The following is a 19482-nucleotide window of genomic DNA, read 5'->3' as shown; positions in this document are numbered from 1 at the left end:
TGCTGGCAAAAGGCTAAGCTACAGTCAATTCAGTGCGGATTCCGATCGGCACTTGTCATGATTTCTCTGCCCGGATGTCTCATGCGCAGTCGCCTTTTCAGTGTTTTGTCCTGCTTGTTTCTTACCGCCGCTGCCGCTCAATCCGTCCAGGCGGTGGACTTATCCACCCAACGCCAGTATTACGATGAAGCCAAGCGCGCCTTGGCCAAGGGTGATACCGGCCCGTATTTCCGTTACAGCCAGGCGCTGGCCGATTATCCGCTGGAACCGTATCTGGCCTATGACGAACTGACCGCGCGTCTGAAGACCGCGAGCAACGCAGAAATCGAGAAATTCCTCGCCGAACACAGTGACCTGCCGCAGGCCAACTGGATGAAGCTGCGCTGGTTGCGCTGGCTTGCCGACCGTGGCGACTGGGCGACCTTCGTCAAATATTACGATCCGAAGCTGAATTTCACTGAGCTCGACTGCCTCAACGCGCAGTACCAAATCAGCCACGACAAGAAGGCTGAAGGCTATGCGAACGCAGAAAAACTCTGGCTGACCGGCAAATCGCAACCCGCCGCCTGTGACGCGCTGTTCGGCATCTGGGCTGCCGACGGCCAGCTTACCGAGCAGAAACGTTGGGAGCGCACCAAACTTGCTGCGCAGGCACGCAACTATCCGCTGGCCAACAGCCTGATCAACGGCCTGACCACCCTAGCCCCGCGCGGGCGTTTGCTGGTCGACGTGGCGCAGAAACCCGAACTGCTCAACCAGCCGTCGCGCTTCACCCCGGCCGACGAGCCGATGTCAGACGTCGTCAGCCTCGGCTTGCGCCGCCTCGCCAGGCAGGATCCGGACAAGGCCATGGCCCTGCTCGACGGTTACGCCAGCAGCATGCATTTCTCTCGCGATGAGAAAGTCGCGATCGCTCGCGAGATCGGCCTGACCCTCGCGCGCCGCTTCGACAGCCGCGCGCTGGACGTGATGACCAAATACGATCCGGAGCTGCGCGACAACACCGTCTCGGAATGGCGCCTGCGCCTGCTGCTGCGTCTGGCACGCTGGAACGATGCCTACGAATTGACCAAGCGTCTGCCGCAAGACCTGGCCGCCACCAACCGTTGGCGCTATTGGCAGGCGCGCAGTCTGGAACTGGCCGAGCCACAAAACCCGCAAGCGCTGACCCTGTACAAGAATCTGGCGCGGGAACGAGACTTCTACGGCTTCCTCGCCGCAGACCGTTCACAATCGCCTTACTCGCTGAACAACAAGCCGCTGGTGCTCAGCCAAGCGTTGATCAACAAGGTTCGTAACACCCCCGGCGTGCGGCGCGCGCTGGAGTTTCATGCACGCGGGCAGATCGTCGACGGGCGTCGCGAGTGGTATCACGTCAGCCGTCATTTCAATCGCGATGAAATGGTCGCCCAGGCCAAACTGGCCTACGACCTGAAATGGTACTTTCCGGCGATTCGCACCATCAGTCAGGCACAGTACTGGGACGACCTGGACATCCGCTTCCCGATGGCTCACCGCGATACCCTCGTGCGTGAAGCCAAGGTTCGCGGCCTGCATTCGAGCTGGGTGTTCGCCATCACCCGGCAGGAAAGCGCGTTCATGGACGACGCGCGCTCCGGCGTCGGCGCCAGCGGTCTGATGCAACTGATGCCAGCCACCGCCAAGGAAACCGCACGCAAATTCAGCATCCCCCTGGCTTCGCCGCAGCAAGTGCTCAATCCAGACAAGAACATTCAGCTCGGCGCCGCTTACCTCAGCCAGGTGCACAGCCAGTTCAACGGCAACCGCGTGCTCGCCTCCGCCGCTTATAACGCCGGGCCAGGCCGCGTGCGTCAGTGGCTGCGCGGCGCTGATCACCTGAGTTTCGACGTCTGGGTGGAAAGCATCCCGTTCGACGAAACCCGTCAATACGTGCAGAACGTGTTGTCCTACTCGGTGATCTACGGGCAAAAACTCAACTCGCCGCAACCGCTGGTGGATTGGCATGAGCGGTATTTTGACGATCAGTAATCACCAGGCTGACGCCGGATCATGAAAAATGCCCGTATCGTGAGATGCGGGCATTTTTTTGGTCGGTTACTTGGTCGATTGCTCAGTCTGCTGTGACAGATCGACCATCATTGAACTGCAACGCCGCCAGCCGTGCGTACAGCGGATTGCTGGCGATCAACTCCTGATGTGTCCCCACCGCTACTAGCTTGCCTTGATCCATCACCGCAATCCGGTCAGCGTTCTTCACCGTGGCCAGCCTGTGAGCGATCACCAGCGTGGTGCGGTTTTCCATCAGCGTTGGCAGGGCCTGCTGGATCAGATGTTCGCTCTGTGCGTCGAGGGCGCTGGTGGCTTCGTCAAGGAGCAGGATCGGCGCGTCCACTAGCAAGGCGCGGGCAATGGCCAGACGTTGGCGCTGACCGCCGGACAACCCGAGGCCGCCGTCGCCGAGATGAGTTTGATAGCCGTCCGGCATTTGTTCGATGAAGTCGTGGGCGTGGGCAATTCGCGCAGCTTCCTTGACCTGTTCAAGCGTGGCCGTCGGGCAGCCGTAGCGAATGTTGTCCTCCACGCTGCCGAAAAACAACGCGGGGGTTTGCGAGACCAGGGCGAAACAGCGGCGCAGATCCAGCGGGTCAAGGCTGGTCAGCGGCACGCCATCGAGGAAAATCTGCCCCTCGCGTGGATCGTAGAAGCGCAGCAACAAGTCGTAAACCGTGGACTTGCCCGCGCCCGACGGCCCCACCAATGCCAAGGTCTCACCCGCCCTCACCGTCAGATTCAAGCCATCGACGGCGTAGCTTTCCGGACGCGAGGGGTAGGAAAAGCGCACCTCGCGCAGCTCAAGTTCACCTTTGACTCGCGCTGGCAGAGTGACCAGTCCGGTCAACGGTGGCTGGATGATGTTTTCCGAACGCAGCAATTCTGCGATCCGCTCCGCTGCGCCAGCAGCGCGCTGCAGCTCGCCGATCACTTCGCTCAGCGTGCCGAACGCACTGCCGACAATCAGGCTGTAGAAAACGAACGCCGCCAGTTCCCCAGCCGAAATCCGCCCCGCCATCACATCCATGCCGCCGACCCACAACATCACCGCCACCGCGCCAAGCACCAGCACGATCACCAGAGTGATCAGCCACGCACGCTGGAAGATCCTCTTACGCGCGGTTTCGAACGCCTGCTCGACGGTAGAAGCGAAACGCTGCTCGTCCTGCACTTGATGGTTGTAGGCCTGCACGGTTTTGATCTGACCAAGGGTTTCCGACACATAGCTGCCAATGTCGGCGATGCGGTCCTGGCTCTGGCGCGACAGATTGCGCACGCGGCGGCCGAAAATCAGGATCGGCGCGATTACCAGCGGCAGTGCAATCACGACAATGCTGGTCAACTTCGGATTGGTGATGAACAGCAGCACCACACCACCGATGACCATCAGCAGATTGCGCAGGAACAGCGAGAGTGACGAACCGATCACCGATTGCAACAACGTGGTGTCAGCGGTCAGACGCGACTGGATTTCCGAGCTGCGGTTGTCCTCATAAAAGCCCGGATGCAGATACACCAAGTGATTGAACACTTGGCGGCGAATGTCGGCGACCACCCGCTCGCCTATCCACGACACCAGATAGAAACGGGCAAAGGTGCCCAGCGCCAGCCCGAGCACCAGCAGCATGAAAATTCCGATCGACTGATTGAGCAGATGCGGCGATCGGGTCATGAAGCCCTGATCGACCAACAATTTGATGCCCTGCCCCATCGACAGGGTAATGCCGGCGGTGACGATCAGTGCGAGCAGTGCGCCGAAGGCATGCCAGCGGTACGGCAGGAGAAAATGACTGGTCAGGCGCAGGGCGCGCCGGTGTCGGGAAGAAAGCATGGAGATCATGGAGTTCACGTCTGCGCAGATGAATAAGGCCAGCCTACAGACTCAGATGGGGTGGAACTCTGTAAATCACAATGAGTCAGGTTAAATATGCCCGGGATGTCCGGATGCTAGAAACGATTGGTCTAAGGTTGCGGTTGAGACGAGCGGTCATTTCTGTTTGAGTAGAGATGCCGCCCGCCGACAGACCGCAGGGAGTTGTCACAGCCTGGTCACGTGGCGGTTTTAACTTAGGCACACAACCTGATGAGGAGACAGGCCATGTCCTTGCAACACAGCAGCGAAGACAAGATTGAAGTGATCCGCACCAAACCCGACCAGTCTCTGGGTTGCTCGATTATCGATGAGCAGGGCCGCGAAGTACCGATCACTGAAGACATGATCCAGGACGCTTGCCGCGAACTGGAGAAGCGATTGGTCAAGCCTGCCGAACAAGAGTGATGTAGCCACCGTCTTCCTGACCCGGCCCTGATTGGCCGGGTTTTTTATATCTGTAATTTACCTGCGAATCGTGAGCTGCCGAAGGCTGCGATCTTTTGATCTTCAAAAAGCAGGATCAAGAGATCGCAGCCTCGTTTCACTCGACAGCTCCTACAGGACACGGGTTGCCCCCAGCGCCGCCACAATCTGCCGCAACAACGGCGACTCCCCTTCAATCCGCACCTTCAGCCCTTCGATCTCGCGTCGCACCGGATATTGCTTGCGCAACGCGTCAAACGCCGAGCGCTGCTCAGCGACATTTCCCACCAGGCTGCGGCGGAAATCCGCATCATCGCGGCGCGGGTCATACACGCCCCGGCACAACATCGCCAGCGCCCACGCCGGATCGCTGTCACCGTGCAGGGAAACTTCCGACAACCAGGTTGCTGGCAGCAGATCGCTGAGCTGGATAGCTGCAGGTTGGCCGCTGAAAGCGCAGTAGGCCTGATAAATCTGCGCGGTCCCGCGTTGCTTGCCATCGAGGCTGTAACCGGCAATATGTGGCGTGGCCAATACGCAGAGTTCGGCCAACGCAGGGTCGACTTCCGGCTCTTTTTCCCAGACGTCGAGCACCGCTTGCAGGTCCTCGCGCTCCAGCAGCACCTCACGCAGCGCTGCATTGTCCACTACAGGGCCACGCGCCGCGTTGATCAGCCATGCACCCTGCTTGAGTTGCTGCAAACGCTGTTGATCGAACAGGTGCCAGGTTGCAGAGTCGCCGCTGCGGGTCAATGGCGTATGCAGACTGATTACGTCGCACTGCTCGATGATCTGCTCAAGGCTGACATAATCGCCGCCCTCGGCAGCCTGACGCGGCGGATCGCAAACCTTGACGTTCCAGCCCAAGCCCTTGAGAACCTTGATCAAGCGCCCCCACTTCACCGGCGCCGACGACGCCGTAAGTACGCTGCGTCAGATCAACCCCTTCGATTTCGGCCAGTGTCATCAGACTGCCCAGCACGTAGTCGACAACACCACGAGCATTGCAACCCGGCGCGCTCGACCAGCAGATCCCGGCCTCGTTGAAGTAATCGAGATCCAGATGATCGGTGCCGATGGTGCAGGTGCCGACAAAGCGCACCTTGCTGCCTTCGAGCAGCGCGCGATTGACGTTAGTCACCGAGCGCACCAGCAACACATCGGCCTGCTCAACCGTCGCGCGGTCAATGGAGCGGCCCGGCACTCGGCGGATGTCGCCGAAACCGGCGAAAAAGGCATCGAGCAGCGGGATATTTTCGTCGGCAACAATCAGCATGGCGGGCTCCTTGGGCGGATCGGCAGTTTAGGTGCTGACGCGTCGATCAGCCAGCAGGGTTTGCGCTTACAAATACGCAACAGAGGATATTTCCTGACCGAGGCGTCAGCGGCGTAGAATGCGCCGCTCTGCGCATCAATACTTTCTGGACGCTTTGCCTGTGAACCCTGTAACTGACCAACCTGTCGCCGTCTCGCTGAGCCGCCCTGCGCGGATTCGCCTGGAGTTGAAAAACCTGCTCGCCCTGGCCCTGCCGATCATCATCGCGCAACTGGCGACCACGGCCATGGGCTTCGTCGATGCGGTGATGGCCGGGCGCGTCGGCCCCAAGGACCTGGCGGCAGTGGCGCTGGGCAACTCGATCTGGGTTCCGGTGTTTCTATTGATGACCGGCACCCTGCTGGCCACCACACCAAAAGTCGCCCAGCGTTTCGGCGCGGGCAAGCACAGCGAGATCGGCCCGATCGTGCGTCAGGCGTTGTGGCTGGCATTGGTAGTCGGATTGATCGCCACCTCCATGCTGGTCGCCGCCGAACCGGTGCTGCATCTGATGAAGGTCGATCCCGAGCTGATCGGCCCGTGCATGCAATATCTGCACGGCATCGCCAGCGGCTTGCCGGCGGTGGCCTTCTATCACGTGCTGCGCTGCACCAGCGACGGCATCGGCCGCACCCGCCCGGCCATGGTGCTGGGCCTCTGTGGTCTGGCGCTGAACATCCCGCTGAACTACATCTTCATCTACGGCCACTTCGGCGTGCCGGCCATGGGCGGCGTCGGCTGCGGTTGGGCCACGGCGATCGTGATGTGGGTAATGGCGCTGGGCCTGGCCGGGTATGAACGCTGGGCACCGGCCTATCGCTCAAGCGAATTGTTCAGCCGCTTCGACTGGCCGCAGTGGGCGGTGATCAAACGTCTGCTGTCGATTGGTTTGCCGATCGGCATCGCGGTGTTTGCCGAGTCGAGTATTTTTGCCGTAATCGCCCTGCTGATTGGCAGCCTCGGCGCGACGGTGGTGGCCGGGCATCAGATCGCGCTGAACGTCAGCTCGCTGGTGTTCATGATCCCGTACTCACTGGGCATGGCGGTCACCGTGCGTGTCGGTCAGGCGCTTGGGCGCGAAGAACCGCGTGAAGCGCGCTTTGCCGCCGGAGTCGGCATGGGCACGGCGCTGGCCTACGCCTGCCTGTCGGCGAGCCTGATGCTGGCGCTACGCGAGCCGATTGCGGCGATCTATACCGCTGATCCAACGGTGATTCATATTGCCGCGATGCTGATTGTTTATTCGGCGCTGTTCCAGTTTTCCGATGCAATCCAGGTGACTGCGGCCGGTGCACTGCGTGGCTATCAGGACACCCGGGTGACGATGATCCTGACCCTGTTCGCCTACTGGGGCATTGGTTTGCCGGTCGGTTATGCGCTGGGCCTGACCGACTGGCTCGGCGAGCCACGCGGTCCGAGCGGTTTGTGGCAGGGTTTGATTGTCGGCTTGAGCTGCGCAGCGTTGATGCTGTCGATTCGTCTGACACGCAGTGCGCGCAAGCGGATTCGAATCAGTCGTTCGGCGGGTTGATCACCCATAAAAAAAGACCTGCATTTGCAGGTCTTTTTTGCCCTGAGTCAGGACTTCTTGCGAATCCAGTACAGATAGGTGCCGGCCTCTTCGTGCTGGCTGACTAGCTCATGGTCAAGAAACACGCAGAACTTGGGGATATCGCGCTTGGTCGAGGGATCGGTGGCGATCACCTTGAGCAGGCCGCCGGGTACCAGATCGCGAATGTGCTGGTGCAACATCATCACCGGCTCCGGGCAATTGAGGCCGGTGGCGTCGAGGGTGCCGTCGACCGGGGTATCGATCATTTCACTCATGGTTCACTCCAGAAACTGGCCGGCATTGTCGCGCATTGCTTGGGATATCGTCCAACCCATGTGGGAGCGAGCCTGCTCGCGAAGGCAATCCGTCAGTGAACACATCGCTGGCTGCCCCACCGCTTTCGCGAGCAGGCTCGCTCCCACAGGTTCAGTGTTGTGTCAGCGGGACTTGGGCTTTTTGCTGTCGTGGCGGCGCAAGTGGCAGGTTACTTCCTCGCGGTCGTGATATAGCTGCTTGCAGCCGATATCAACCTTGATCCCACGTGCCTTGAAACCATCGGCAATGCGCTCGAGCAGACGTTTCACTTCGGCATAACGCTGTTTCATCGGCAGCTTCAGGTTGACCACCGCCTCGCGGCAATGCCCCTCGCCGATCCACTCTTCCAGCATCGCCGCGTTGCGCGCCGGTTTCTCGACGATGTCGCAAACCATCCAGTCCACCGGCTGCTTCGGTTTGAAGGTAAAACCGTCGGCCATCAGATGCTGGACCAGCCCGGTTTCCATCAGGCTTTCAGCCATCGGGCCGTTGTCGATCGCCGTCACCAGCATGCCCCGGTTGACCAGTTGCCAGGTCCAGCCGCCCGGCGCGGCGCCGAGGTCGACGCCGGTCATGTCGCTGTGCAGGCGGTCTTCCCACTGATCACGTGGAATGAAGTGGTGCCACGCCTCTTCCAGCTTCAAGGTCGAACGGCTGGGTGCCTCGCGAGGAAACTTCAGGCGCGGAATGCCCATCGGCCACATTGCCGAATTGCCGGCATCGGCCATGCCGAGGAACACTTCGCGTCCGCTTTTGAAGGTCAGCAACAATCGCGGCTTGCTGGCGTCTTCCACCAGTTTGCCAGCGGCGGTCAGCGCCTTGCGCAGCGGGCCTTCGAATTTTTTGCAGAAATTCGACAGTTCCTTGCCGTCATTGGTATCGACCACTTCCAGCCACAGACTGCCAAACACCGGGAAATCGGCCATGTGCGCGAGGATCACGCTGATGCGATCGTTTTCCGGCAGATCAATGAAAAAGCCCCGCGCCCACTGCCGAGGGAAAATCAATTCGGCGAAACGCTGACCGCGCATCAGGCGTTCGGCGCCGTCGGCTTCAGTGCAGACAAACTCGGCGCAGGCCGTGGCGGTTTTGGCTTTGGCGTAACCGGCGACATTGAGACGGGCGGCGAGATCGGAAATCTCCGAACAGACTTCGCCTTCGAAGCCGGGCCGGCAATGCATGAATAGGGTGTTCATTCTTACTCCTGGGCAACGGTCGATCATTCGACCGTTGCGCGATGCTCAAGCCTTGCGTTGCCGCAATGCCTGTCACGAAAACCGGCGCATGATAGCTGAAGTCGGAACCATGGTTGCGCCGATAGAGTCCAGTTATTAGCCAGCTACTCAAAACAGGGCTAGGTTTAATGCTCTGCCCGTCCCCTCAGTCCGTAGCCGTGCGGACTCAAAGGAGTGATCGTAATGCCGTCCCTCGATAGTCTGAAGTCACTGAAAACCCTACAAATCGATGCCACGACCTACCATTATTTCAGCCTGCCGGAAGCCGCCAAAAGCCTGGGCGACCTCGACAAGCTGCCGATGTCGTTGAAGGTACTGCTGGAAAATCTGCTGCGCTGGGAGGACGAAAAAACTGTCACCGGCGCTGACCTCAAAGCCATCGCCGCCTGGCTCAAGGAGCGCCGCTCCGATCGCGAAATCCAGTACCGCCCTGCCCGTGTATTGATGCAGGATTTTACTGGTGTCCCCGCCGTCGTCGATCTCGCCGCAATGCGCGCGGCAATGGCCAAGGCCGGCGGCGATCCGCAGCGGATCAATCCGTTGTCGCCGGTGGACCTGGTGATCGACCACTCGGTGATGGTCGACAAGTTTGGTAGCGCCAGTGCGTTTGAACAGAACGTCGACATCGAAATGCAACGCAACGGCGAGCGCTATGCCTTTCTGCGCTGGGGCCAGAGTGCGTTCGATAACTTCAGCGTGGTCCCGCCGGGTACCGGCATCTGCCACCAGGTCAACCTTGAGTACCTCGGCCGCACCGTCTGGACCAAAAACGAGGATGGCCGCACCTACGCGTTTCCCGATACGCTGGTCGGCACCGACTCCCACACCACCATGATCAACGGCCTCGGCGTACTCGGCTGGGGCGTGGGCGGGATCGAAGCGGAAGCGGCGATGCTTGGGCAACCGGTATCGATGCTGATTCCAGAAGTGATCGGCTTCAAACTTACCGGCAAACTCAAGGAAGGCATCACCGCCACCGATCTGGTGCTGACCGTAACGCAGATGCTGCGCAAGAAAGGCGTAGTCGGCAAATTCGTCGAGTTCTATGGCGATGGTCTCGCCGATCTGCCACTGGCCGACCGCGCAACCATCGCCAACATGGCCCCGGAATACGGGGCGACGTGCGGCTTCTTCCCGGTCGACGATGTCACGCTGGAATACCTGCGCCTCTCCGGCCGGCCGCCGGAAGTGGTGAAACTGGTCGAGGCGTATACCAAGGCTCAAGGCCTGTGGCGTCTGCCGGGTCAGGAGCCGGTGTTCACCGACAGCCTGGCCTTGGACATGGGCAGCGTAGAGGCCAGCCTGGCCGGACCGAAACGTCCGCAGGATCGAGTCTCGCTGCCGAACGTCGCGCAGGCCTTCAGTGATTTCATCGACCTGCAATTCAAACCCACCAGCAAGGAAGAAGGACGCCTTGAAAGCGAGGGTGGCGGCGGCGTAGCAGTGGGCAACGCCGATCTGGTGGGCGAAGCGGACTACGAATACGAGGGCAAGACCTATCGCCTGAAAAACGGTGCAGTGGTCATCGCCGCGATCACTTCCTGCACCAACACTTCCAACCCGAGCGTGATGATGGCCGCTGGACTGCTGGCGAAAAAAGCTGTCGAGAAAGGTCTGACGCGCAAGCCTTGGGTCAAAAGCTCACTGGCCCCTGGTTCGAAAGTCGTCACCGACTATTACAAGGCTGCCGGGCTGACTCAGTACCTTGATCAGCTCGGTTTTTCGTTGGTCGGCTATGGCTGCACCACCTGCATCGGCAACTCCGGGCCACTGCCGGAGCCGATCGAGAAAGCCATTCAGAAGGCCGATCTGACCGTCGCATCAGTCCTGTCCGGCAACCGCAATTTCGAAGGCCGTGTGCACCCACTGGTGAAAACCAACTGGCTGGCCTCGCCTCCGCTGGTCGTCGCCTACGCACTGGCTGGCAGCGTGCGCACCGACATCAGCAGCGAACCGCTGGGTGAGGATCAGCAGGGCAATCCGGTATACCTGCGCGATATCTGGCCGAGCAGCCGGGAAATCGCCGAAGCGGTGAATCAGGTCAACACGGCGATGTTCCACAAGGAATACGCCGAAGTGTTTGCCGGTGATGAGCAATGGCAGGCCATCGAGGTGCCGCAAGCGGCGACTTACGTGTGGCAGGACGATTCGACCTACATTCAGCATCCACCTTTCTTCGACGACATTTCCGGCCCTCTGCCGGAAGTCAAAGACGTCAAAGGCGCGCGGGTCTTGGCCTTGCTAGGCGATTCAGTGACCACCGACCACATCTCCCCCGCCGGCAACATCAAGATCGACAGCCCGGCCGGGCGATACCTGCAGGAAAAAGGCGTGGAGCCGCGCGACTTCAACTCCTACGGTTCCCGTCGCGGCAATCATGAAGTGATGATGCGCGGCACGTTTGCCAACATCCGTATTCGCAACGAGATGCTGGGTGGCGAGGAAGGTGGCAACACCCTTTACATTCCCACCGGGGAAAAAATGGCGATCTATGACGCAGCGATGAAATATCAGGCTTCGGGTACGCCGTTGGTGGTGATTGCCGGTCAGGAGTACGGCACCGGGTCGAGCCGTGACTGGGCCGCGAAAGGCACCAATCTGCTGGGCGTCAAAGCGGTGATTGCGGAGAGCTTCGAACGTATTCACCGCTCTAATCTGGTCGGCATGGGTGTGCTGCCGTTGCAGTTCAAGCTTGATCAGAATCGCAAGAGTCTCAATCTGACCGGCAAAGAGACGTTCGAGATTCTGGGATTGACCGGCGTCGAGCTGAGGCCGCGGATGAACCTGCCGCTGGTTATCACTCGGGAGGATGGGCGTCAGGAGAGAATCGAAGTCTTGTGCCGCATTGATACGCTGAATGAGGTCGAGTACTTCAAATCCGGGGGATCCTGCATTATGTGTTGCGGCAGTTGATTGCTTCGTGACGGGATGACATCCGCCCAGGCTGTGATCTTTTTGACCTGGCTTTTAAAAGCAGGATCAAAAGATCGCAGCCTTCGGCGGCTCCTACATTCAGGCGAAAAAAAACCCGCCGAAGCGGGTTTTTCCCAAGACCATTATCGACTCCCTGTCGGCAGCGATCCTTGCGATGGTCGATCGTCCATGATCCTGAAACACTCCCTGTGTCTCAGTTGATGTGTGTAGATTACCCAGTGGATCCAATCAGCAATAGTCGTAAAAGCTACCAACGCGTGTAAGACATTCGCCATACAAACACTTCCGAAAACCCCTAGGTCCGTCAGGCACCGCCGCTTTCACGAGCCCTGGCGCTTTCGGCGAGAAACTGTTCAAGCCTGCTCAACTGCTCCTCCCAGCCGCGACTGTCCATGTAATACGCCTCTTTCTGACGGATATCAGGGATGTGCGCGAAGCCGGACTCCGAGACCTTGAGTAGAGTGCCGTCCTCGAAGTCCTGCAATTCGAACTTGACCAGCGTGGTCGGCTCTTGTGAGTAGTCGATCTTCGGGTTGACCGCATACGGGTGCCAGCGGAAAGAAAACAACTGCTGCGGCTCGACCCGCTCGATCAGCACATTCCACAATACGTGTTCATAACCGGGGTACGTGACCTGGCCCTGCGTCCACTCACCGGCAATGAAGCGCCGGCCCTCAAGTGCCACGCCAAACCACTGGCCGAACGCCTCTGCATCGACCAATGCGCGCCAGACATGGGAACGCGACGCCTTGAGCGTGATCTTGCGTTCGAAACTGTTAGGTACTGGTTTCATACGTCACCTCCTGTTCTGAACACTAGGCTTGTATGACCACATGTCCAATGCGAAGTTGTATCCAGGCGCTGCAGGCATCGATTCGAGCGGACACATCCTGCGGTAGTTTGCGCTCTGTGATCGGCGCCGCTTGACCTGTTATCTTTCCAGCGAATCCGCAGAAACAAGGACGAATCATGCAGCCCTCTCTTGCCGATCGGTATCGCGGCGCCCTCCTCGGCCTGGCTTGCGGCGATGCGGTCGGCACAACAGTTGAGTTCCAGCCGCGAGGATCATTCCAGCCGCTGAGCGACATGGTCGGCGGTGGCCCGTTCCAGCTCAAGCCCGGGCAATGGACCGATGACACCTCAATGGCACTCTGCCTGGCCGAGAGCCTGCTGCGCAAAAACGGTTTCGACGCGGCTGATCAGATGGGCCGCTATCTCAATTGGTGGAAATGGGGATACCTGAGCTCCACCGGGGAATGTTTCGACATCGGCATGACCGTTAGCCAGGCGCTGGAACAGTTTCAGCGAACCGGGAAGCCTTTCGTGGGGTCGACTGATCCATTGACTGCTGGCAACGGGTCGCTGATGCGATTGGCTCCTGTCGTACTGTTTTATTTTCCCGACGCTAGACAGATCCAGATCCACGCCGCCGACAGTTCGCGCACAACCCATGCGGCGCCGGAGGCAATCGAGTGCTGCCAATTGCTGGCTGATCTGATCGCACGAGCGCTTGAGGGAGCCGACAAAACGCAACTGCGCCAATCGCTACTTGCAGAGTATTCCCAACCCAAGGTGGTTGCGATCGCGCGGGGTGAGTATCTCGGCAAAAAAGAAAACGAAATCAAGGGCAGCGGCTATAGCGTGCAATCATTGGAAGCCGCTTTGTGGTGCTTCCATCACACGCAAACGTACGCTGACGCGATACTGAAAGCAGCCAATCTCGGTGATGATGCGGATACCACAGCTGCTATCGTGGGTCAGTTGGCCGGTACTTACTACGGCGCTCGGGCAATTCCCGAGCACTGGCTGGAGCAGTTGCATGAAGGCGAGGAAATCACCGCCACTGCGGATCGCTTGCTTGAGGCCTCCCGGCTACGTACATAACACTCGATACACTCTTTCCACTCGATACAGCGAGAACCTTATGTCAGTGCGTCTGCTTCTGGCCTCTGCGCCCTTTTTGTTTGCCCCTTTCGCCCATGCCGCCGTTGATTGCGCCAACGCCAGCGATCAGGCGACGATGAATCAATGCGCGGGGCAAGCCTTCAAAGCGGCAGACAAGGAACTGAATACGCTCTATCAGCAGATCACCGGACGCCTGAAGGACAACCCGGACGGAAAGAAGCTGCTGGTCAACGCGCAGCGGGCGTGGGTCAGCTTTCGGGATGCCGAGTGCAAGTTTTCGGCTTCTGGGGTGGCAGGCGGGAGTGTGTATCCATTGGTTTACAGTAGTTGTCTTACAGACGTAACCAAGGCCAGAGTAGAAACCCTCAAGCAGTATTTGAAATGTGAGGAAGGTGATATGAGCTGCCCGGTACCGGGTGCCTAATCACAGGCTCCGCTTACGGAGCCTGTGCTGTGAACCGTTACGCCTCAGACGTGAGGATCGCCCGGTGCTTTGCTCGGCGCAGCGTATTGAGGTTTAAGGCGGCCATCCTGATCGAGTAACCAGGCGTCCATGATCTGCCGCACGACTGGACCGGCAACACGACCACCCGCCTCGCCGTTCTCGATCATTACCGAGATGGCGATCTTCGGATGTTCGGCCGGTGCGAATCCTACAAACAGGGCGTTGTCACGGTGGCGCTCGAGGGTTTTCTCGCGGTTGTAACGCTCACCCTGCTTGATCGCCACCACCTGCGCCGTACCACTCTTGCCGGCGATGCGATATTGCGCCCCCGCAGCGGCCGCTCGGGCAATACCTCGAGCATCGTGCATGACCATCTGCATACCGTGGTTGACCTGTTCCCAATCGCGCGGGTCCTTGAGCAGGATATTGGGCATTGGATGCTCGTCGACCGGTGCTACACCGTCGACCGACTTGGCCAAGTGCGGCCGGTTCCATATCCCCTTATTGGCGATCAGGGCAGTGGCCTGGGCCAATTGCAGCGGTGTGACCTGCATGTATCCCTGGCCGATGCCGAGAATAACCGTCTCGCCGGGATACCAGGCCTGTCGCCGTGTAGCGCGTTTCCACGCCTGCGACGGCATCAGACCGGGGGACTCTTCAAACATGTCCAGCGAGACTTTTTCACCAAGGCCGAACATCGCCATGTAGTCGTGCAGACGATCGATGCCAAGCTTGTGCGCCAGGTCGTAGAAGTAGGTGTCGTTGGAACGCATGATCGCCGCGTCCATGTCCACCCAGCCATCACCGCTGTGGTTCCAGTTGCGATACTTGTGGTCGAAGTCCGGTAATTGGTAATAGCCGGGATCGAATACGCGGGTCTGCGGGGTCACGACGCCGGCGTCCAGACCAGCGATAGCGACTTCCGGCTTGATCGTCGAGCCCGGGGCGTACAGACCACGCAACACGCGGTTGAACAATGGCCGATCGATGGAATCCCGCAGCGCTGAATATTCCTTCGAACTGATCCCGGTGACGAACAGATTCGGATCGAAACTCGGATTGCTGACCATCGCCAGCACTTCTCCGGTGGACGGGTCGAGAGCTACCACTGAACCACGACGGTCACCCAAAGCAGCTTCGGCGGCTTCCTGCAGTTTGACGTCAAGACTGAGGACGATGTTTTTACCTGGCACCGGATCGGTATGTTTGAGCACCCGCAGCACGCGGCCTTGAGCATTGGTCTCGACTTCTTCGTAACCGACATGGCCGTGTAACTGCGCCTCATAGAAACGCTCGATACCGGTTTTACCAATGGACTGCGTACCTCGGTACTCCACGGAGTCGAGGGTTTTAGCTTCCTTTTCATTGATCCGACCGACATAACCGATCGAATGAGCGAAATGTGCGCCGAGAGGATAGTGCCGGACAAACTGCGGTTCGACATCAATCCCCGGCAGGCGAAATTCGTTCACCGCCAGGACGGCGATCTGCTCTTCCGTCAGCTCATAAAACAGTGTGACCGGTGTGAATGGATGCCGGGATTGCTTCATCGCCTTGTCGAATACCGTACGGTCTTCAGCAGGCAAGTGCAGCAAGTTGATGACTTCGTCCAATTCTTGATTGACGTCGGTTGCACGCTCACGGGTGATGGTCAGGTTGTAGCTGGGACGGTTGTCGGCGAGTAATACGCCGTTGCGGTCGTAGATCAATCCCCGCGTCGGCGGTATCGGCAGGACATGGACACGGTTGTTTTCGGAGATGGTCGAGTGGTAATCGAATTCCACGACCTGGAGAATGTACAGCCGCACCACCAAAGCGCAGCTGATGGCGAACACGAACAGAGCACAGGCAATCAAGCGTTTGTTGACCAGCCTCGTCTCTTTTTCATGGTCCTTGATCGGGATTGGTTCAGGCATTTCTACAGCAACTCTTAGACGTAAATGAGTGCCGATCCGTGGGCAGGACATCAGTCCGTTAAAAAACGAGCTGCACCATACCAAAACTCGCCATCCACTTCAGGATGAATTTCCCCGGTGGCAGGCTAAAAACTTTCTCGCAGGCAAAACAAAACCCCAACTGCTTTCGCAATTGGGGTTTCGGAATTTAATCTTGACGATGACCTACTCTCACATGGGGAAACCCCACACTACCATCGGCGATGCATCGTTTCACTGCTGAGTTCGGGATGGGATCAGGTGGTTCCAACGCTCTATGGTCGTCAAGAAATTCGGGTACTGACTCGGGACCAGACGGCCTCGCTTCAGCAAATTGGGTATGTGACAGCTGGTGTTTGTGAACTTCGAACTTTCGGTTCGTTTCGTCTTCACACACCGCAATCTGGTGCCTTTTCAGGTCAGCAAATTGCTTGGGTGTTATATGGTCAAGCCTCACGGGCAATTAGTATTGGTTAGCTCAACGCCTCACAGCGCTTACACACCCAACCTATCAACGTCGTAGTCTTCGACGGCCCTTCAGGGAACTCAAGGTTCCAGTGAGATCTCATCTTGAGGCAAGTTTCCCGCTTAGATGCTTTCAGCGGTTATCTTTCCCGAACATAGCTACCCGGCAATGCCACTGGCGTGACAACCGGAACACCAGAGGTTCGTCCACTCCGGTCCTCTCGTACTAGGAGCAGCCCCTCTCAAATCTCAAACGTCCACGGCAGATAGGGACCGAACTGTCTCACGACGTTCTAAACCCAGCTCGCGTACCACTTTAAATGGCGAACAGCCATACCCTTGGGACCGGCTTCAGCCCCAGGATGTGATGAGCCGACATCGAGGTGCCAAACACCGCCGTCGATATGAACTCTTGGGCGGTATCAGCCTGTTATCCCCGGAGTACCTTTTATCCGTTGAGCGATGGCCCTTCCATACAGAACCACCGGATCACTAAGACCTACTTTCGTACCTGCTCGACGTGTCTGTCTCGCAGTCAAGCGCGCTTTTGCCTTTATACTCTACGACCGATTTCCGACCGGTCTGAGCGCACCTTCGTACTCCTCCGTTACTCTTTAGGAGGAGACCGCCCCAGTCAAACTACCCACCATACACTGTCCTCGATCCGGATAACGGACCTGAGTTAGAACCTCAAAGTTGCCAGGGTGGTATTTCAAGGATGGCTCCACGCGAACTGGCGTCCACGCTTCAAAGCCTCCCACCTATCCTACACAAGCAAATTCAAAGTCCAGTGCAAAGCTATAGTAAAGGTTCACGGGGTCTTTCCGTCTAGCCGCGGATACACTGCATCTTCACAGCGATTTCAATTTCACTGAGTCTCGGGTGGAGACAGCGCCGCCATCGTTACGCCATTCGTGCAGGTCGGAACTTACCCGACAAGGAATTTCGCTACCTTAGGACCGTTATAGTTACGGCCGCCGTTTACCGGGGCTTCGATCAAGAGCTTCGCGTTAGCTAACCCCATCAATTAACCTTCCGGCACCGGGCAGGCGTCACACCCTATACGTCCACTTTCGTGTTTGCAGAGTGCTGTGTTTTTAATAAACAGTCGCAGCGGCCTGGTATCTTCGACCGGCATGAGCTTACGGAGCAAGTCCTTCACCCTCACCGGCGCACCTTCTCCCGAAGTTACGGTGCCATTTTGCCTAGTTCCTTCACCCGAGTTCTCTCAAGCGCCTTGGTATTCTCTACCCAACCACCTGTGTCGGTTTGGGGTACGGTTCCTGGTTACCTGAAGCTTAGAAGCTTTTCTTGGAAGCATGGCATCAACCACTTCGTCACCCAAAGGGTAACTCGTCATCAGCTCTCGGCCTTAAGATCCCGGATTTACCTAAGATCTCAGCCTACCACCTTAAACTTGGACAACCAACGCCAAGCTGGCCTAGCCTTCTCCGTCCCTCCATCGCAATAACCAGAAGTACAGGAATATTAACCTGTTTTCCATCGACTACGCTTTTCAGCCTCGCCTTAGGGACCGACTAACCCTGCGTCGATTAACGTTGCGCAGGAAACCTTGGTCTTTCGGCGTGGGTGTTTTTCACACCCATTGTCGTTACTCATGTCAGCATTCGCACTTCTGATACCTCCAGCAAGCTTCTCAACTCACCTTCACAGGCTTACAGAACGCTCCTCTACCGCATCATCCGAAGATGATACCCGTAGCTTCGGTGTATGGTTTGAGCCCCGTTACATCTTCCGCGCAGGCCGACTCGACTAGTGAGCTATTACGCTTTCTTTAAAGGGTGGCTGCTTCTAAGCCAACCTCCTAGCTGTCTAAGCCTTCCCACATCGTTTCCCACTTAACCATAACTTTGGGACCTTAGCTGACGGTCTGGGTTGTTTCCCTTTTCACGACGGACGTTAGCACCCGCCGTGTGTCTCCCATGCTCGGCACTTGTAGGTATTCGGAGTTTGCATCGGTTTGGTAAGTCGGGATGACCCCCTAGCCGAAACAGTGCTCTACCCCCTACAGTGATACATGAGGCGCTACCTAAATAGCTTTCGAGGAGAACCAGCTATCTCCGAGCTTGATTAGCCTTTCACTCCGATCCACAGGTCATCCGCTAACTTTTCAACGGTAGTCGGTTCGGTCCTCCAGTCAGTGTTACCTAACCTTCAACCTGCCCATGGATAGATCGCCCGGTTTCGGGTCTATTCCCAGCGACTAGACGCCCTATTAAGACTCGCTTTCGCTACGCCTCCCCTATTCGGTTAAGCTCGCCACTGAAAATAAGTCGCTGACCCATTATACAAAAGGTACGCAGTCACAGAACAAAGTCTGCTCCCACTGCTTGTACGCATACGGTTTCAGGATCTATTTCACTCCCCTCTCCGGGGTTCTTTTCGCCTTTCCCTCACGGTACTAGTTCACTATCGGTCAGTCAGTAGTATTTAGCCTTGGAGGATGGTCCCCCCATATTCAGACAAAGTTTCTCGTGCTCCGTCCTACTCGATTTCATGACCAAGAGATTTTCGCGTACAGGGCTATCACCCACTATGGCCGCACTTTCCAGAGCGTTCCGCTAATCTCAAAGCCACTTAAGGGCTAGTCCCCGTTCGCTCGCCACTACTAAGGGAATCTCGGTTGATTTCTTTTCCTCAGGGTACTTAGATGTTTCAGTTCCCCTGGTTCGCCTCTTGCACCTATGTATTCAGTACAAGATAACCATCTTATGATGGCTGGGTTCCCCCATTCAGAGATCTCCGGATCAAAGTCTGTTTGCCGACTCCCCGAAGCTTTTCGCAGGCTACCACGTCTTTCATCGCCTCTGACTGCCAAGGCATCCACCGTATGCGCTTCTTCACTTGACCATATAACCCCAAGCAATCTGGTTATACTGTGAAGACGACATTCGCCGAAAATTCGAATTTCTCAACTAAGAGAACTCACAAATTTTACCTTAGCCTGATCCGTTACCAGTGAAAGTAACGTTCAGTCTATCTTTCTATCACATACCCAAATTTTTAAAGAACGATCTAGTCAAAGACTAGA

General features: G+C 57.8%; 10 protein-coding genes, 2 rRNA genes and 2 pseudogenes. 6 read left to right on the top strand and 8 right to left on the bottom strand.

Features of this window, described 5'->3' with window-relative positions:
* Window positions 1-81 precede the first annotated feature (81 nt).
* A complete protein-coding gene (locus tag ACZZ0K_RS06145) occupies window positions 82-2010 on the top strand; it encodes a transglycosylase SLT domain-containing protein (protein WP_258706995.1) in 1929 nt (642 codons plus the stop codon).
* Between the two features lie 82 nt (window positions 2011-2092).
* On the opposite strand, the gene ACZZ0K_RS06140 is transcribed toward ACZZ0K_RS06145, so the two are convergent.
* Window positions 2093-3874 carry an ABC transporter transmembrane domain-containing protein gene (locus ACZZ0K_RS06140; RefSeq protein WP_258706996.1) on the bottom strand — a complete coding sequence of 594 codons (1782 nt, stop codon included), beginning with the start codon at window positions 3872-3874 and terminating at the stop codon, window positions 2093-2095.
* Window positions 3875-4132: 258 nt separating this feature from the next.
* Between ACZZ0K_RS06140 and ACZZ0K_RS06135 the strand changes: the two genes are divergently transcribed.
* Window positions 4133-4312, top strand: coding sequence for a PA1571 family protein (locus tag ACZZ0K_RS06135; protein WP_024013646.1), 180 nt, complete (start codon window positions 4133-4135; stop codon window positions 4310-4312).
* 150 nt (window positions 4313-4462) lie between these two features.
* Here ACZZ0K_RS06135 and pdxB read toward each other — a convergent pair.
* Window positions 4463-5606 (bottom strand): annotated as a pseudogene (gene pdxB, locus ACZZ0K_RS06130) (4-phosphoerythronate dehydrogenase PdxB).
* Between the two features lie 160 nt (window positions 5607-5766).
* Between pdxB and ACZZ0K_RS06125 the strand changes: the two are divergent.
* A complete protein-coding gene (locus ACZZ0K_RS06125; RefSeq protein WP_038862250.1) occupies window positions 5767-7176 on the top strand; it encodes an MATE family efflux transporter in 1410 nt (469 codons plus the stop codon).
* A 47-nt stretch (window positions 7177-7223) separates the two neighbouring features.
* Here the strand turns inward: ACZZ0K_RS06125 and tusA are convergent, their stop codons facing one another.
* Together tusA and rlmM are read right to left on the bottom strand one after the other, a co-directional pair.
* Entirely contained in the window at window positions 7224-7472 is a 249-nt protein-coding gene (gene tusA, locus ACZZ0K_RS06120; RefSeq protein ID WP_016775503.1) for a sulfurtransferase TusA, read from the bottom strand.
* 162 nt (window positions 7473-7634) lie between these two features.
* Window positions 7635-8708: a 23S rRNA (cytidine(2498)-2'-O)-methyltransferase RlmM gene (gene rlmM / locus ACZZ0K_RS06115; RefSeq protein ID WP_122746895.1), complete on the bottom strand. Its 1074-nt coding sequence runs from the start codon at window positions 8706-8708 to the stop codon at window positions 7635-7637.
* A 222-nt stretch (window positions 8709-8930) separates the two neighbouring features.
* Between rlmM and acnA the strand changes: the two are divergent.
* Window positions 8931-11671: pseudogene (gene acnA, locus ACZZ0K_RS06110) on the top strand (aconitate hydratase AcnA).
* 314 nt (window positions 11672-11985) lie between these two features.
* Here acnA and ACZZ0K_RS06105 read toward each other — a convergent pair.
* Window positions 11986-12474, bottom strand: coding sequence for an SRPBCC family protein (locus tag ACZZ0K_RS06105; protein WP_016775506.1), 489 nt, complete (start codon window positions 12472-12474; stop codon window positions 11986-11988).
* A gap of 176 nt (window positions 12475-12650) precedes the next feature.
* Here ACZZ0K_RS06105 and ACZZ0K_RS06100 point away from each other — a divergent pair, with 176 nt between their 5' ends.
* The gene (locus ACZZ0K_RS06100) at window positions 12651-13565 is read left to right on the top strand and encodes an ADP-ribosylglycohydrolase family protein (RefSeq protein ID WP_258706999.1); all 915 of its coding nucleotides are present in this window, start codon (window positions 12651-12653) and stop codon (window positions 13563-13565) included.
* A gap of 40 nt (window positions 13566-13605) precedes the next feature.
* Window positions 13606-14010 carry a lysozyme inhibitor LprI family protein gene (locus ACZZ0K_RS06095; protein WP_056791550.1) on the top strand — a complete coding sequence of 135 codons (405 nt, stop codon included), beginning with the start codon at window positions 13606-13608 and terminating at the stop codon, window positions 14008-14010.
* A gap of 44 nt (window positions 14011-14054) precedes the next feature.
* On the opposite strand, the gene mrdA is transcribed toward ACZZ0K_RS06095, so the two are convergent.
* From mrdA to ACZZ0K_RS06080, 3 genes are all read right to left on the bottom strand, one after another.
* Window positions 14055-15947, bottom strand: coding sequence for a penicillin-binding protein 2 (gene mrdA / locus ACZZ0K_RS06090; protein WP_258707000.1), 1893 nt, complete (start codon window positions 15945-15947; stop codon window positions 14055-14057).
* A 191-nt stretch (window positions 15948-16138) separates the two neighbouring features.
* Window positions 16139-16254 (bottom strand): 5S ribosomal RNA (gene rrf, locus ACZZ0K_RS06085).
* Window positions 16255-16407: 153 nt separating this feature from the next.
* Window positions 16408-19301: ribosomal RNA gene (locus ACZZ0K_RS06080) — 23S ribosomal RNA — on the bottom strand.
* Window positions 19302-19482: the final 181 nt, after the last annotated feature.

The organism is Pseudomonas sp. AC255, assembly GCF_979258175.1.
The sequence above is the reverse complement of the archived record's forward strand: the minus strand, read 5'-3'. Positions and strand labels throughout refer to the sequence as shown.

Coding starts and splice junctions, on each gene's coding strand:
- ACZZ0K_RS06100 (WP_258706999.1), top strand. CDS start 12,651: ATGCAGCCCTCTCTTGCCGATCGGTATCGCGGCGCCCTCCTCGGCCTG.
- tusA (WP_016775503.1), bottom strand. CDS start 7,472: ATGAGTGAAATGATCGATACCCCGGTCGACGGCACCCTCGACGCCACC.
- ACZZ0K_RS06135 (WP_024013646.1), top strand. CDS start 4,133: ATGTCCTTGCAACACAGCAGCGAAGACAAGATTGAAGTGATCCGCACC.
- ACZZ0K_RS06105 (WP_016775506.1), bottom strand. CDS start 12,474: ATGAAACCAGTACCTAACAGTTTCGAACGCAAGATCACGCTCAAGGCG.
- ACZZ0K_RS06145 (WP_258706995.1), top strand. CDS start 82: ATGCGCAGTCGCCTTTTCAGTGTTTTGTCCTGCTTGTTTCTTACCGCC.
- mrdA (WP_258707000.1), bottom strand. CDS start 15,947: ATGCCTGAACCAATCCCGATCAAGGACCATGAAAAAGAGACGAGGCTG.
- ACZZ0K_RS06140 (WP_258706996.1), bottom strand. CDS start 3,874: ATGATCTCCATGCTTTCTTCCCGACACCGGCGCGCCCTGCGCCTGACC.
- ACZZ0K_RS06095 (WP_056791550.1), top strand. CDS start 13,606: ATGTCAGTGCGTCTGCTTCTGGCCTCTGCGCCCTTTTTGTTTGCCCCT.
- rlmM (WP_122746895.1), bottom strand. CDS start 8,708: ATGAACACCCTATTCATGCATTGCCGGCCCGGCTTCGAAGGCGAAGTC.